The organism is Streptomyces sp. A18, from assembly GCF_059026065.1.
In genome coordinates, this window is the sequence record NZ_JBWLKL010000008.1 from 70,535 (window position 1) to 84,246 (window position 13,712).

Below are 13,712 nucleotides of genomic sequence, written 5' to 3' on the forward strand. Positions count from 1 at the left end.
TTTCCCACGACCCGCGCCTTTCATTACCATCGCCCCACACGGCCAATTCGCCAGCGCCACAAGGGGGATCCGATTCCGTGTCCGCACGCCGATCGCTGCTGACCGCCACCGCCGCGGGGGCCCTCCTCGGCGCCCTGTGGTTCGTCCCCTCCGCCAACGCGACGGCGACGCTCAGATCCCCTCAGGCCCCTGAATCTCCCCGGGTCGTCCACACCGAGCAGCGCCGCGCGACGCTGCCCTCCGAGAAGTCGGAGAACTCCGAGAGCTCGAAGAACACGGCCGCCGCCCCCACGGAGGACCGCCTCGCGGACACGGGCGCGGGCGTCGACACCACCCCGTACCTGATCGGCGGGACGGCGTTCCTGGCGCTCGGGGCTGGGTTCGTGGCCCATTCCGTACGGAGGGAACGGCAGGGCGGCCCGGCTCACTGAGGCACGCTCTTCGCGGGGTCTCCGTGCCGGGCGCACGAAGAGCAGGGCCGCGGTGAAGACCAGGAAGCCCGCCCCGTCGGCCGCGAAGCAGGCGGCGATCCCGGGTCCCGCGATGAGGACGCCGCCGAGCGCGGGGCCGAGCAGCTCGGCGAGCTGCGTGGAAGCCGCCCCCGTGGCTGCGGTCCGGCTCGTCCGGCTCCGCGGGCGAGCTGCCCCACCTGCGCCGTGCGGGCGAGGAGCTGGCGGCCGAATCGCCGGACTCCCTCTTCGAGTTCGCGGTGGTCGTGCTGCTGGAGGGTCTCGCACGCCGTGCACTCGGGTGACCCGGCCGCGCGGCAACATCGCCGGGTACGGGGTGCGGGCTAGGCATGCGGTTATGAGATTCGAGCCCCGGAACAGGAAGACCGGCGCCCCGCGCGCCCGCCATCTCCGTCTCGTCGGTGCCGTGTGCGCCGTCGTGGCCTCAGCGGCCCTGGTGACAGGCTGCGGGGAGGACAGCGGCAAGCCGTCCGCCCAGACGACCTCGAATGCGGCGAAGACGGTCCCGAAGGAGGCTCCGACGGAGAGCCCCACGGGCAGCGCGTCCCTCACGCAGGACCAGCAGGAGCGCAAGGCCCTGCTGGCCGCCACCAAGGTCACCTACGACAAGGCGGCCACCACGGCGGTGGAGAAGGTCCCGGGCGGCAAGCTGACCGACCTCGACCTGGACGGCGTGGACGACGACAACGACCGCGACGACGACGATGACGCGAGCGGAAGCCCGAGCCCCAGCCCCAGCCCGAGCGGCAGCGCGGCCGCCCCGCAATGGGTCGCCGAGGTCGCCGAGAAGGACGGCACCGTGCACGACGTCCGCATCGACGCGGTCTCGGGCAAGGTGATCAGCTCGGCGCCCGACAGCGACCAGGACGCCGACGACAAGAAGGAGATCGCCGACCGGCTCTCCCGCGTCAAGCAGTCGCCGGAGCAGGCGGCCAAGGTCGCGACGGACAAGAAGCCGGGCACGGTCACGTCCATCGGCCTGGACGAGAATGACAGCAACACGCTCATCTGGTCCGTCGATGTCGTCACCAAGGACTGGAACAAGACCGACTTCGAGATCGACGCGGTCAAGGGCGCCATCACCCGTGAGGACGTCGACCGCGACTGACAAGCGGCCGGCATGCGATGGGGGCGCCGTCACCAGGTGACGGCGCCCCCATCGACGTACGGAAACGCCGCCCGCTAGGCCAGCGGGCCCGTCACCGGCTCCACCGCGGCGAGCAGCGCGCCGGAGCGCACGAACTCGTCGGCCGCCGCGAGATCCGGCGCGAGGAAGCGGTCAGGACCCGGGCCCTGGACGCCCGCCTTGCGGACCGCCTCGATGACCGCCCGCGTCGCCGGGGCCGGCGTGAGGCCCTCGCGGAGTTCGACCGCGCGCGTCGCCGCGTACAGCTCGATCGCGACGATGCGGGTGAGGTTGTCGACCGCGGTACGGAGCTTGCGGGCCGCCGACCAGCCCATCGACACGTGATCCTCCTGCATCGCGGAGGAGGGGATGGAGTCGGCGGACGCCGGGACGGCGAGCCGCTTCATCTCACTCACCAGGGCCGCCTGCGTGTACTGGGCGATCATCAGGCCCGAGTCCACGCCCGCGTCGTCCGCGAGGAACGGCGGCAGGCCGTGCGAGCGGTTCTTGTCGAGCAGCCGGTCCGTGCGGCGCTCGGCGATCGAACCGAGGTCAGCGGCGGCGATGGCGAGGAAGTCGAGGACGTACGCGACGGGCGCCCCGTGGAAGTTGCCGTTGGACTCGACGCGGCCGTCGGGCAGGACGACGGGGTTGTCGACGGCGGCGGCCAGTTCGCGTTCGGCGACCGTACGGGCGTGGGCGAGGGTGTCCCGGCCCGCGCCCGCCACCTGCGGCGCGCACCGCACCGAGTACGCGTCCTGCACGCGCGGCGCGTCGTCCTGGTGGTGACCGGTCAGGCCCGAACCGGCAAGGACCGCGAGCATGTTGGCGGCGGACGCGCCCTGGCCCGGGTGCGGCCGGATGGCGTGCAGCTCGGGGGCGAGGACCTTGGCGGTGCCGAGGAGTGCTTCGAGGGTGAGGGCCGCGGTGACGTCCGCGGACTTGTAGAGGGCGTCGAGGTCGGCGAGGGCCATCACCAGCATGCCGAGCATGCCGTCGGTGCCGTTCAGGAGGGCAAGGCCCTCCTTCTCGCGCAGCTCGACCGGCGTGATGCCGTGCGCGGCGAGCAGCTCGCCCGCCGGCTTCAGCTCGCCGTCCGGGCCCTCGGCGTCGCCCTCGCCCATGAGCGTCAGCGCGCAGTGGCTGAGCGGCGCGAGGTCGCCGGAGCAGCCGAGCGAGCCGTACTCGTGGACGACGGGCGTGATCCCCGCGTTGAGCACGTCGGCCATGGTCCGGGCGACCTCGGGCCGTACGCCGGTACGCCCCGAACAAACCGTCTTCAGCCGCAGGAACATCAGCGCGCGCACCACCTCGCGCTCCACACGCGGGCCCATCCCCGCCGCGTGCGAGCGGACGATGTTGCGCTGCAGCTGGGCGCGGAGGTCCGGGCCGATGTGCCGGGTGGCGAGGGCGCCGAAGCCGGTCGACACGCCGTAGACCGGCTCGGGCTTGGCCGCGAGGGCGTCGACGATCTCGCGCGACGTGGCGAGTGCGGTCACGGCTTCGGCCGAGAGTTCGATGCGGGCGTTGCCGCGCGCGACGGCGATGACGTCCGCTGCGGTTGTCCCGGACGTCCCCAGGACCACGGTGTGCATATCCATATTCAGCAGCGTACGGACTGAATCGCCAAGTGTCACGGGTGAATACGCACAGAGCCTCTTACGCCCCGTAAGGGGCGCGGGGAACTGCGCGACACCGTGCCCGTAAGGGGCGCGGGGAACTGCGCGACAAGCCCCCACCGGGCCGCAGCCCCTCACCGACCCCCCTGCCCACCCTCCCGCCGGAAGCCCTGCTCACCGCCGGGCGCGAAGCCTCGCTCACCGCCCCGAGGATCGGGCCCCCGCCCCCGCCCCCGGAATCGCCGCCTCTCCCCCGCGGGCCGCGCCCCCTCCGAGTCCGCGAGCCGCACCACGGAGTCATCCGCGCCCTCGCGCCCCGCGACGACCGGCTTCGGCGCGCGTGCCGCCTTCGCGCGGTACTGCGCCGCGTCCGCGAGGCGGAACAGGCGGCGGGCCGAGCGGACCTCGCCGATCGGGTCCTCCGTGGAGGCGACCCCGCACGCGACGCCGTCTCCCAGCTCCAACTCGGCTGCCCGTACGCAGAGTTCATCGGCGACCCGCACCACCTCATCGGCGGTTGGGCCCACCGAGAGCAGACAGAACTCGTCCCCACCAAGCCGCGCGGCCAGCGTCCCCGGCAGCATCGCCCCACACAAGGAGAGCACTGAACCGAAGCGTTCGAGGAGCCGGTCGCCTACCGCGTGGCCCTGGGTGTCGTTGACCCACTTGAGGCCGTTCACGTCGCACACGACCAGGCTCACCACCGTCCCGTCGGCACGGTGCCGCGCCACCGCCTCCTCCAGGCGCAGATCGACCGCGCGCCGGTTGGCGAGCCCCGTCAGCGCGTCCGTGAAGGCGAGACGCCGGGCCTCCTCAAGACGCTCGGTCTGTGCGATACCGGCCGCGACGACCGAGGCGAGCACCGTCGCGAAGTCCGCGTCCTCGCGGCCGAAGACCGGCGCCCCCACCGGGCGCGCCACATACAGCTCGCCCCAGGCCCGCCCGTGCAGCACGATCGGTGCGACCACGCAGCAGCCGCGTCCGCGCCTGCGCAGGGCGGCGACGCGCTGGTGGCAGTAGCCCGGAGTCGCGACCCCCGCGGGGCCCTGCGACGTCTCCACCCACGCGTGCGGCTCACCGCCGCCCGCCCACCGCTCGTGCAGGAACTCGGTGATCTCCGGGAACTCGTTCACCGGATACGCCTCGCGCTCCGGGAACTCTTCCTCCCCCTCGGCCCGTTCGCCCACGTTCACGAGCACCCTCAGCCGCCCGAGGTCACGCTCCCAGACGGACAGGGCCGCGAAACTCCCGGACAGCGCACGGCACGCGCCGCGGGCAGCCGCCCGCCAGGACTCACGTGGAGTGTGCGCGGCAGCCATCCCCTGCGCCAGCACGACCACGGCCCGCAGTCGGACATCCTCTCCCATCTCCCTAGGCTAGGAGATTTACGACATTTTGGGCGATCGGAACATTACACAGAGTGCGGACCGTGCGGATCATTCACTCCCCGGGCCAGTTCGGCTTCCGCTTCTCGTTGAACGCCGCGACACCCTCGGCCCGGTCGCCGGAGAAGGCGACCGAGCGCCAGGCCGCGTCCTCGACCTCGAGACCGGCGCGCAGGTCGAGCCCGTGCCCGAGCCGCAGGGCGCGCTTCGCGGCGCGCAGTCCCACGGGCGAGTTGGCGGCGATCCGCGCGGCGAGCGCGAGCGCTTCCGTACGGTCATCGCCCTCGCCCACGAGCTGGTCGACGAGCCCCAACTCCCGCGCCTCGGCCGCCTCCACGCGACGCGCGCTGAAGATCAGTTCGGCGGCCCGAGCGGCACCCACGCGGCGCGGAAGCAGCTGCGTACCGCCGCCGCCCGGGATCACGCCGACCGACACCTCGGGGAGCCCGACCACGGCGGTGGGGTCCGCGACGATGAGATCGCAGGCGAGCGCCAGCTCGAACCCGCCGCCGAGCGCGAAGCCGTGCAGGGCCGCGACGGTCGGCATGGGCAGTTCGAGTACGCCGGTGTAGGCGGCCCGAGCGGTGGGCCGCTGGCGCACCAACTCGGCGTCGGAAAAGGAGTTCCGCTCCTTCAGGTCGGCACCGACGCAGAAGGCGCGCTCGTGGGTGGACGTCACGACCACGACGCGTGCATCGCGATCCTCCGCGAGGGCGGCGCAGGCGGAGCCGATGGAGCGGGCCATGTCCGTGGACACGGCGTTCATGGCCTTGGGCCGGTCAAGGACGAGCTCGGCGACGTGGCCGTGCCGCCTGACGGCGACGAATTCCCCGAACCGCTGCTCGGCACCCATTGCTTTCCTCCACGTCTGGTTAACGCCCGTTACCGGGCCCACCCAGCGGATCATGCCACCGCTACGGGGCAATCGGGTGGGCGTGCGGGAAAATTCCGCGGCGAAGCGGCGGTTCAGCGGGGAACTCAGCCCCGCCGGGCCAGCAGCCAGGGCTCGACGACGCCAAGGCCTCGTACGGGCCGCTGCCACATCGGCTGCAGGGCGAAGCGGTAGGAGGGCGGCTCCGCGCCTTCCTTCTCCGCGGCCTCGGCCGCCTCGGCCGCCTCGGTCTCGGAGGCGGGCGCGTCCCCGGTCCGCGTCAGCTCCTCGGCGAGCGCGCCGTCCACCAGGACGGCGTCCTTGGGCGCTATCGACGTGAGACGGCTCGCGAGGTTCACCGTCGTACCGAAGACGTCGCCCATCCGCGTCGTGACCGTGCCGAAGGCGATGCCGACGCGCAGCTCGGGCATCGTCTCGTCGTTGGCCATGGTCTCGATCAGCCGCAGCGCGATCTCGGCGGCGACGCCGGCGTCATCGGCGGCGTAGAGCACCTCGTCGCCCAGGGTCTTGATGAGCCGCCCGCCATGCGCGGCGACGAGATCGGCGGCAGTGGTCTCGAAGGCCTCGACGAGCTCACCGAGCTCCTCTTCCTCCATGCGTCGGGTGAGCCGCGTGAAGCCGACGAGGTCGGCGAACCCGACGGCGAGCCGCCGGTCGACCATTTCCTCGTCGTCCGCGGCCTGCACGACGCGGCCGGTGGCAGCGGCAAGCTGCCGCCGCCACACATAGACGAGGAACTCCTCCAACTCGGGCAACAGCAGCTCTATCAGCGGATACGTGACTTCGGTCCGCGTCATGCCCGGCTCGGGCGGCTCCGTCAGACCCTCCAGGAAGGAGTCGATCTGCCATTCGGCCAGCCGGGCGGTGGTCTGCCCGGTGGACCGGGCCACCTGCACGGCCATCGCCTCGCTGAGCAGCCCCGCTTCGACGAGACCGGCGAGGCGGCGCAGCGCGAGCACGTCCGCCTCGGTCAGGGCCTTGGCCTGGCCGATGTCGGGAAAGCCCATGGCCCGCCAGAAACGGGAGGCGAGCTCCATGGATACGCCGGCGCTGCGGGCCGCCTGGAACGGGGTGTAGCGGCGGTCGGCGCCGAGGATCAGCCCTTCGAGGCGCAGCGCGAGGGGATCCCTCTCCGGGTCCCCCGGCTTCTCGTCCCCGGAGTCCATCGAGTCGAACGCATGGGTGACGGACCCAGCGGTACGTCCGGGCTCGCCGTCGGGGGATGCACCCGTGCCGGAGCCCGTGTCGTCGACGGTCACGCCTGCTGCCCTTCCGATCTGCCGCGGTCAGATATCGACCGGCGCCAACTTTACGGCAGGTGTGCCGCAGCTCACGCCTTTCCCTGGCGTGGGCGCCTTGGACAGCGCTTTCCCCGCCGGGGTGGGCGCGAACACCCTTTCCCCATCCACCCGCCCGTTTGCCCCGCATCCTCACCTGGACGAACAAGCCTTCCCGCCCTCCCCGAAGCTCTTAAAGGAGCAGGGGGACCTCCATCCCGATTGCCCCGAAGCGACCAGCGATCAGCGATCAGCTGCGGCCGAGAGCGCACGCGAAGCAACCCCGCGGCCACCGGACGATAGGGAATGACAGACACCGGCACGGCCCCGCCCTCAAGACGCACCCGCACCCGCACCCGCACCGGAAACGCCCCCGCCCCCCTACACCCCCCGCAAATGCACAACATCCCCCGCCCCCACAGGCTCCTGCACCCCATCCCCCGTAGCCAGCACGAGGCGTCCGTCGCCGTCTACCGCCACCGCCTCCCCCGTGATCGACCGATCACCCGGCAGCTCCGCGCGGACCTTGCGGCCGAGCGTCGCGCAGCCCGCCGCGTACGTCTCCTGGAGGCGGGAAGCCACGGGATCGCCCTCCGCCGCGCGCCAGTCCCCGTACCACCGCGCCAAGGAACGCAGCACCGCCCGCAGCACCGTGTCCCGGTCAGTGCTCGTCGCCCCGGCCAGCGCCAGCGACCCCGCCCCCGGCACCGGCAGTTCGTCCTCGCGCAGCGTCACGTTGATGCCGATGCCGACCACGACGGCCCCGCCGTCCCCACCGGAACCCGCCCGCTCGGCGAGGATGCCCCCGGCCTTCCGTTCCTCTCCCCCCACCGTCACCAGCAGGTCGTTCGGCCACTTGAGCCCCGTGTCCACCCCGGCGGCCCCCGAAAGCCCCGTGGCGACGGCGACCCCCGTGAGCAGCGGCAGCCAGCCCCACCGCTCGACCGGCACCGTGGGCCCCGGCTTCAGGAGTACGGAGAAGAAGAGACCCGAGCGAGCGGGAGCCGACCAGCGGCGGTCGAGGCGTCCACGCCCGGAGCTCTGCTCCTCGGCGACGAGTACCGCCCCCTCCGGCAGCTCGTCCGCTCGCGCGGCCAGATCCGTGTTGGTCGACCCCGTCGCGGGCACGACGTCCAGAGAGGTCCACAGCCCTCCGTCCCGCACCAGCGCGCGCCGCAGCGAAGCGGCGTTCAGCGGCGGCCGGTCGAGGTCGGACCAACGGCTGCCCCGAGAGGGGTCGGAAGCGGGGTCGGGAGAGGAGTCGGAAGGGAGGTCGGAGGGGTCGTCTGAAGCATCTCGCGGCGTCATGCAAGCCACCTTAGGTGTGGTAAACGCCGCACTGCCGAACCGTATGCGCGCCGATACCCTACGACTCAGTAGCAAGCGATCACAGCAGCCACAAGCCACGCCGCAAGCCGCCAGTCGCCCCTTTGAGCAGGCAGGGAGCCGCATCCCTATGTCCGAGCCGGAAGAGCCCAACGTGCCCGTGCCAAGCGCCGCAAGCGATACCCCCGCCACCCCTGACGCGGGTATCGACATCCATACGACTGCGGGCAAGCTCGCTGATCTGCAGCGCCGCATCGAGGAGGCCAAGCACGCCGGTTCGGCCCGCGCTGTCGAGAAGCAGCACGCCAAGGGCAAGTTGACGGCGCGCGAACGCATCGACCTGCTCCTGGACGAGAACTCCTTCGTCGAGTTCGACGAGTTCGCCCAGCACCGCTCGACGGACTTCGGCCTGGAGGCCAACCGCCCTTACGGCGACGGCGTCGTGACCGGTTACGGCACCGTCGACGGCCGCCCCGTGGCCGTCTTCTCGCAGGATTTCACCGTCTTCGGCGGCGCACTCGGCGAGGTCTTCGGCCAGAAGATCGTCAAGGTCATGGACTTCGCCCTGAAGACCGGCTGTCCGGTCGTCGGCATCAACGACTCCGGCGGCGCCCGCATCCAGGAGGGCGTCATGGCCCTCGGCATGTACGGAGAGATCTTCCGCAGGAACACCCACGCCTCCGGCGTGATCCCGCAGATCAGCCTGGTCGTCGGGCCCTGCGCGGGCGGCGCGGTCTACTCCCCCGCGATCACCGACTTCACCGTCATGGTCGACCAGACCTCGCACATGTTCATCACCGGGCCCGACGTCATCAAGACGGTCACCGGCGAGGACGTCGGCTTCGAGGAGCTCGGCGGCGCGCGCACCCACAACAGCACCTCCGGTGTCGCGCACCACATGGCGGGCGACGAGAAGGACGCGATCGAGTACGTCAAGTCCCTTCTCTCCTACCTGCCTTCGAACAACCTCAGCGAGCCCCCCGCCTTCCCCGAGGACGCGGACCTGGAGCTGACGGACGAGGACCGCGAGCTCGACACCCTCATCCCGGACAGCGCGAACCAGCCGTACGACATGCACACGGTGATCGAACACGTCCTGGACGACGCCGAGTTCTTCGAGACGCAGCCGCTGTTCGCGCCGAACATCATCACCGGCTTCGGCCGGATCGAGGGCCGCCCGGTCGGCATCGTCGCCAACCAGCCGACGCAGTTCGCCGGTTGCCTGAACATCGACGCGTCCGAGAAGGGCGCCCGCTTCGTCCGCACCTGCGACGCGTTCAACGTCCCGGTCATCACCTTCGTCGACGTGCCGGGCTTCCTGCCGGGCGTCGAGCAGGAGCACACGGGCATCATCCGCCGGGGCGCGAAGCTGATCTACGCCTACGCGGAGGCGACGGTCCCGCTGATCACCATCATCACTCGCAAGGCGTTCGGCGGCGCATACGACGTCATGGGCTCCAAGCACCTGGGCGCCGACCTCAACCTGGCCTGGCCGACCGCGCAGATCGCGGTGATGGGCGCGCAGGGCGCGGTCAACATCCTGCACCGCAAGACCATCGCCGCGGCCGAGGCCTCCGGGGACGTGGAGGCCACCCGCGCCCGCCTCATCCAGGAGTACGAGGACCGGCTGCTCAACCCGTACACGGCCGCCGAGCGCGGCTACATCGACGCCGTGGTCATGCCGTCGGAGACCCGCTCGCACCTGGTGCGCGGCCTGCGTCAGCTGCGTACGAAGCGGGAATCCCTTCCCCCGAAGAAGCACGGCAACATCCCCCTCTAGGCCGTGCCGCAGTAAGGAGACCGTTCATGATCAAGGTCGTACGGGGCAATCCCACCCCGGAGGAGCTTGCCGCCGCGCTCGCGGTGGTCCAGGCACGCGCCGCGGCGGTCGCGAACCAGCCGTCCGGCGCGCCCGCGGTCCTCGACGCCTGGTCGGACCCCGCCCGTGTGGCCCGCCACCGGCTGCCCGCACCGGGGCCGACGGCGTGGGGCCGCACGTACTGGCCCGGGTGAGCCGGAGGCGTCGCCCGAGAATGAGTGAGACGGGCCGGGGCGCCTGAGTACGCGTACTCAGGCGCCCCGACGTCACCGAGCGCAGTATCGATCTCATGCTGTGGTCGGACCCGGAGAACAACCCGCCCAAGGACATGCGGGACATGCAGGCGAAGATGCGCCGTGCGGGACTCGTCCTCGCGCTGGCCATGGTCGTGGCGATGTTCGTCCTGGGCATCCACTGAGACATCCGGGCGCTCGCTAACCTGACCGCATGAGCGATCAGCCACGTCAGCCCCGCCGCCTCGTCCTCGCCTCCAAGTCCCCCGCCCGGCTCGGCCTCCTGCGCCAGGCCGGTCTCGCCCCCGAGGTGATCGTCAGCGGGGTCGACGAGGACGCGATCTCCGCACCGACCCCCGCCGAGCTCGCCCTCGCCCTGGCCGAGGCCAAGGCGTCGGTCGTCTCCGCGCGCCCGGACGCCAAGGGCGCCCTGGTCGTCGGCTGTGACTCGGTCCTGGAACTGGACGGCCAGGCACTCGGCAAGCCCGCCGACGCCGAGGAGGCCACGGCCCGCTGGAAGTCGATGCGCGGGCGCGCGGGCGTCCTGCAGACCGGCCACTGCGTGTACGACACCGTGGCGGGCCGCCACGTGTCGGCGCTCGCCTCGACCGTCGTGCGCTTCGGCGAACCCTCGGACGAGGAGATCGCCGCGTACGTGGCGAGCGGCGAACCGCTGCACGTGGCGGGCGCGTTCACGCTCGACGGCCGCTCGGCACCCTTCGTCGACTCGATCGAGGGCGACCACGGCAACGTCATCGGCCTCTCTCTGCCGCTGCTCCGCCGCCTTCTGGCCGAATTGGGCGTCGGGATCACGGAGTTGTGGGCGGAGTAGACCCGCCGAGTAGACCCCACGCAGGCCCAGAAGAGGCTCAGGCGGGCTGTGGGGCGCCGTTCTCCGGCGTCCCGCCGCCCGCTGCCCCCTTGCCGTCGCGGGGCGCGTCGGAGACCGCGTCGGGCTTCTTGTCGTACGCCACCAGGGTCAGCACGATCAGGCCGAGCACGACCATCATGAACACGAAGGCGGGCCAGCCCACCAGGCCGACCGAGAACGCCCCGAGAAGCCCGTGCACCACGGCGGCGCTGATCAGCAGGATCCGGCCGAAGCGGGCCGGCGCCCGGTCGCGTATCGCCGAGCGCGCCATGATGACGCCGCACAGCGCGAGGTAGAGACCGAAGACGGCGCCCGCGATCCACGTCGACACGGACATGGCGTGCGGGTCGAGCCCGGCGAGCGACATGTCCTGCTTGTTCACGACGAGCCCCAGGAACCAGTTGAGCAACGCGATGCCCACCGCCTCCACCAGAAGCACGATCGCGCCCACCCAGGCCACCGGTCTACGCGCCACGGCGCCCACCCACTTCCGCTGTTACCGCTAGTACGTGCCAGACATCGCGAACGCTACTAACGGGTAAACCGAGGGACAAGGCTTCTGCCGAAGGCAAAGAATCATTGGGCCATTCGTAGGGACTCCACAAAGATTGCCCCCCTGCCGCAGCGCGCTCTCACAGAGACCTTGACCACACCGGCGCGTTAGTCTGCCCGGAAGGGACCCTGCGTACCGTGGTGCGACAAGGGATTTCGCGGACGGGCAGGCCCCGGATCACGCTCCGTGTGGGCAAGCTCACCATTGGGGACGGGTCGAAAGGTCGTGTCGGCAGTCCCTAAACTCGGCTTGTTTCAAGGAGGGAGCCATCGTGCGCAAGGTGCTCATCGCCAACCGTGGCGAAATCGCTGTCCGCGTTGCTCGGGCATGCCGGGATGCAGGGATCGCGAGCGTAGCCGTCTACGCAGATCCTGACCGGGATGCTCTGCATGTACGTGCGGCAGATGAGGCGTTCGCGCTGGGCGGTGACACTCCGGCCACCAGCTACTTGGACATCTCCAAGGTGCTGGCAGCGGCCAAGGACGCGGGGGCGGACGCGATCCACCCCGGCTACGGCTTCCTTTCGGAGAACGCCGACTTCGCGCAGGCCGTGCTGGACGCGGGCCTGATCTGGATCGGCCCGCCCCCGCAGGCCATCCGTGACCTGGGCGACAAGGTCGCCGCCCGGCACATCGCGCAGCGCGCGGGTGCCCCGCTGGTGGCCGGTACACCCGACCCCGTCAGCGGTTCCGACGAGGTCGTGGCCTTCGCCGAGGAGCATGGCCTGCCGATCGCGATCAAGGCCGCCTTCGGTGGCGGCGGGCGCGGTCTGAAGGTGGCCCGGACGCTCGAAGAGGTGCCCGAGCTGTACGACTCCGCGGTGCGCGAGGCCGTCGCGGCCTTCGGCCGCGGCGAGTGCTTCGTGGAGCGTTACCTCGACAAGCCGCGGCATGTGGAGACCCAGTGCCTGGCCGACAAGCACGGCAACGTGGTCGTCGTCTCGACCCGTGACTGCTCGCTGCAGCGCCGCCACCAGAAGCTGGTGGAGGAGGCGCCCGCGCCGTTCCTGAGCGAGGCCCAGAACGCCGAGCTGTACGCGGCGTCCAAGGCGATCCTGAAGGAAGCCGGCTACGAGGGCGCGGGCACCGTCGAGTTCCTCGTCGGCACCGACGGCACGATCTCCTTCCTGGAGGTCAACACCCGTCTCCAGGTGGAGCACCCGGTCACCGAGGAGATCACCGGCATCGACCTGGTCCGCGAGATGTTCCGCATCGCCGACGGCGAGGAACTGGGCTACGGCGACCCCGAGATGCGCGGCCACTCCTTCGAGTTCCGCATCAACGGCGAGGACCCGGGCCGCGGCTTCCTGCCCGCCCCCGGCACCGTGACCGAGTTCGCCCCGCCGTCGGGTCCCGGCGTGCGCCTGGACGCGGGCGTGGAGTCCGGCTCCGTGATCGGCCCGGCCTGGGACTCGCTCCTGGCCAAGCTGATCGTGACCGGCGCGACGCGTCAGCAGGCCCTGCAGCGGGCCGCGCGCGCCCTGGCGGAGTTCACCGTGGAGGGCATGGCCACGGCCATCCCGTTCCACCGCGCGGTCGTCAAGGACCCGGCGTTCGCCCCCGAACTGACCGGCTCCGCGGACCCGTTCACGGTCCACACGCGCTGGATCGAGACCGAGTTCGTCAATGAGATCCCCGCGTTCGCCGCCACGGCGACCGACGCGGAGACGGACGAGGAGCCGGGCCGCGAGACGGTGGTCGTCGAGGTCGGCGGAAAGCGCCTCGAGGTCTCGCTCCCGTCGTCGCTCGGCATGACCATCGCCCGCACGGCCGCCGCGGGCGGCGCCCGACCCAAGCGGCGCGCGGCGAAGAAGTCGGGCCCGGCGGCTTCCGGTGACACCCTGGCGTCCCCGATGCAGGGCACGATCGTCAAGATCGCTGTCGAGGAGGGCCAGGAGGTCAAGGAGGGCGACCTCGTCGTCGTCCTGGAGGCCATGAAGATGGAACAGCCCCTGAACGCGCACCGCTCGGGCACGATCAAGGGCCTCACCGCGGAGGTGGGCGCGAGCCTTACTTCCGGTGCGGTTATTTGCGAGATCAAGGACTGACCCCGCAGCGACGCGAGGCCCCTGGGGCTCCGCCCCAGACCCCGCTCCTCAAACGCCGGACGGGCTGATTCTCCCCGGCTCCGGCTGAAATCTT

The 13,712-nt window shown here is 71.3% G+C and carries 13 protein-coding genes; 7 read left to right on the forward strand and 6 right to left on the reverse strand.

Features of this window, described 5'->3' with window-relative positions:
* The first annotated feature begins 77 nt into the window (after positions 1-77).
* A complete protein-coding gene (locus AC5P1C_RS15600; protein ID WP_493866416.1) occupies positions 78-431 on the forward strand; it encodes a hypothetical protein in 354 nt (117 codons plus the stop codon).
* A 376-nt stretch (positions 432-807) separates the two neighbouring features.
* Complete coding sequence (locus AC5P1C_RS15605) at positions 808-1,578, forward strand: PepSY domain-containing protein (protein ID WP_493866417.1); 771 nt, start codon at positions 808-810, stop codon at positions 1,576-1,578.
* A 74-nt stretch (positions 1,579-1,652) separates the two neighbouring features.
* On the opposite strand, the gene hutH is transcribed toward AC5P1C_RS15605, so the two are convergent.
* From hutH to AC5P1C_RS15630, 5 genes are all read right to left on the reverse strand, one after another.
* The gene (gene hutH, locus AC5P1C_RS15610) at positions 1,653-3,191 is read right to left on the reverse strand and encodes a histidine ammonia-lyase (protein ID WP_493866611.1); all 1,539 of its coding nucleotides are present in this window, start codon (positions 3,189-3,191) and stop codon (positions 1,653-1,655) included.
* A 158-nt stretch (positions 3,192-3,349) separates the two neighbouring features.
* Entirely contained in the window at positions 3,350-4,582 is a 1,233-nt protein-coding gene (locus tag AC5P1C_RS15615; RefSeq protein WP_493866418.1) for a GGDEF domain-containing protein, read from the reverse strand.
* Between the two features lie 73 nt (positions 4,583-4,655).
* Positions 4,656-5,453 (reverse strand): enoyl-CoA hydratase/isomerase family protein, encoded by a 798-nt coding sequence (locus tag AC5P1C_RS15620; protein ID WP_493866419.1) that lies wholly within the window; start codon positions 5,451-5,453, stop codon positions 4,656-4,658.
* 125 nt (positions 5,454-5,578) lie between these two features.
* On the reverse strand, positions 5,579-6,751 hold the full coding sequence (locus AC5P1C_RS15625; protein ID WP_493866420.1) for an adenylate/guanylate cyclase domain-containing protein: 1,173 nt from the start codon (positions 6,749-6,751) through the stop codon (positions 5,579-5,581).
* Between the two features lie 399 nt (positions 6,752-7,150).
* The gene (locus AC5P1C_RS15630; RefSeq protein ID WP_493866421.1) at positions 7,151-8,077 is read right to left on the reverse strand and encodes a biotin--[acetyl-CoA-carboxylase] ligase; all 927 of its coding nucleotides are present in this window, start codon (positions 8,075-8,077) and stop codon (positions 7,151-7,153) included.
* Between the two features lie 148 nt (positions 8,078-8,225).
* Here AC5P1C_RS15630 and AC5P1C_RS15635 point away from each other — a divergent pair, with 148 nt between their 5' ends.
* The 4 genes from AC5P1C_RS15635 to AC5P1C_RS15650 all read left to right on the forward strand — a co-directional run bounded on the left by AC5P1C_RS15635 (position 8,226) and on the right by AC5P1C_RS15650 (position 10,979).
* A complete protein-coding gene (locus AC5P1C_RS15635; protein WP_493866422.1) occupies positions 8,226-9,875 on the forward strand; it encodes an acyl-CoA carboxylase subunit beta in 1,650 nt (549 codons plus the stop codon).
* Positions 9,876-9,901: 26 nt separating this feature from the next.
* Positions 9,902-10,108, forward strand: a complete 207-nt coding sequence (locus AC5P1C_RS15640) for an acyl-CoA carboxylase subunit epsilon (RefSeq protein WP_493866423.1) — start codon at positions 9,902-9,904, stop codon at positions 10,106-10,108.
* Positions 10,109-10,203: 95 nt separating this feature from the next.
* Entirely contained in the window at positions 10,204-10,332 is a 129-nt protein-coding gene (gene mmpB, locus AC5P1C_RS15645; protein ID WP_272902837.1) for a morphogenic membrane protein MmpB, read from the forward strand.
* Between the two features lie 29 nt (positions 10,333-10,361).
* The gene (locus tag AC5P1C_RS15650; RefSeq protein ID WP_478754419.1) at positions 10,362-10,979 is read left to right on the forward strand and encodes a nucleoside triphosphate pyrophosphatase; all 618 of its coding nucleotides are present in this window, start codon (positions 10,362-10,364) and stop codon (positions 10,977-10,979) included.
* A 37-nt stretch (positions 10,980-11,016) separates the two neighbouring features.
* Here the strand turns inward: AC5P1C_RS15650 and AC5P1C_RS15655 are convergent, their stop codons facing one another.
* Complete coding sequence (locus tag AC5P1C_RS15655; RefSeq protein WP_493866424.1) at positions 11,017-11,493, reverse strand: hypothetical protein; 477 nt, start codon at positions 11,491-11,493, stop codon at positions 11,017-11,019.
* Positions 11,494-11,842: 349 nt separating this feature from the next.
* Here AC5P1C_RS15655 and AC5P1C_RS15660 point away from each other — a divergent pair, with 349 nt between their 5' ends.
* Positions 11,843-13,618, forward strand: coding sequence for an acetyl/propionyl/methylcrotonyl-CoA carboxylase subunit alpha (locus tag AC5P1C_RS15660; protein WP_493866425.1), 1,776 nt, complete (start codon positions 11,843-11,845; stop codon positions 13,616-13,618).
* Positions 13,619-13,712 lie beyond the last annotated feature (94 nt).

Bases quoted from the DNA above. Each gene is read 5' to 3' on its own strand.
- hutH (WP_493866611.1), bottom strand. From the start codon at position 3,191: ATGCACACCGTGGTCCTGGGGACGTCCGGGACAACCGCAGCGGACGTC.
- AC5P1C_RS15630 (WP_493866421.1), bottom strand. From the start codon at position 8,077: ATGACGCCGCGAGATGCTTCAGACGACCCCTCCGACCTCCCTTCCGAC.
- AC5P1C_RS15615 (WP_493866418.1), bottom strand. From the start codon at position 4,582: ATGGGAGAGGATGTCCGACTGCGGGCCGTGGTCGTGCTGGCGCAGGGG.
- mmpB (WP_272902837.1), top strand. From the start codon at position 10,204: ATGCTGTGGTCGGACCCGGAGAACAACCCGCCCAAGGACATGCGGGAC.
- AC5P1C_RS15605 (WP_493866417.1), top strand. From the start codon at position 808: ATGAGATTCGAGCCCCGGAACAGGAAGACCGGCGCCCCGCGCGCCCGC.
- AC5P1C_RS15635 (WP_493866422.1), top strand. From the start codon at position 8,226: ATGTCCGAGCCGGAAGAGCCCAACGTGCCCGTGCCAAGCGCCGCAAGC.
- AC5P1C_RS15650 (WP_478754419.1), top strand. From the start codon at position 10,362: ATGAGCGATCAGCCACGTCAGCCCCGCCGCCTCGTCCTCGCCTCCAAG.
- AC5P1C_RS15640 (WP_493866423.1), top strand. From the start codon at position 9,902: ATGATCAAGGTCGTACGGGGCAATCCCACCCCGGAGGAGCTTGCCGCC.
- AC5P1C_RS15620 (WP_493866419.1), bottom strand. From the start codon at position 5,453: ATGGGTGCCGAGCAGCGGTTCGGGGAATTCGTCGCCGTCAGGCGGCAC.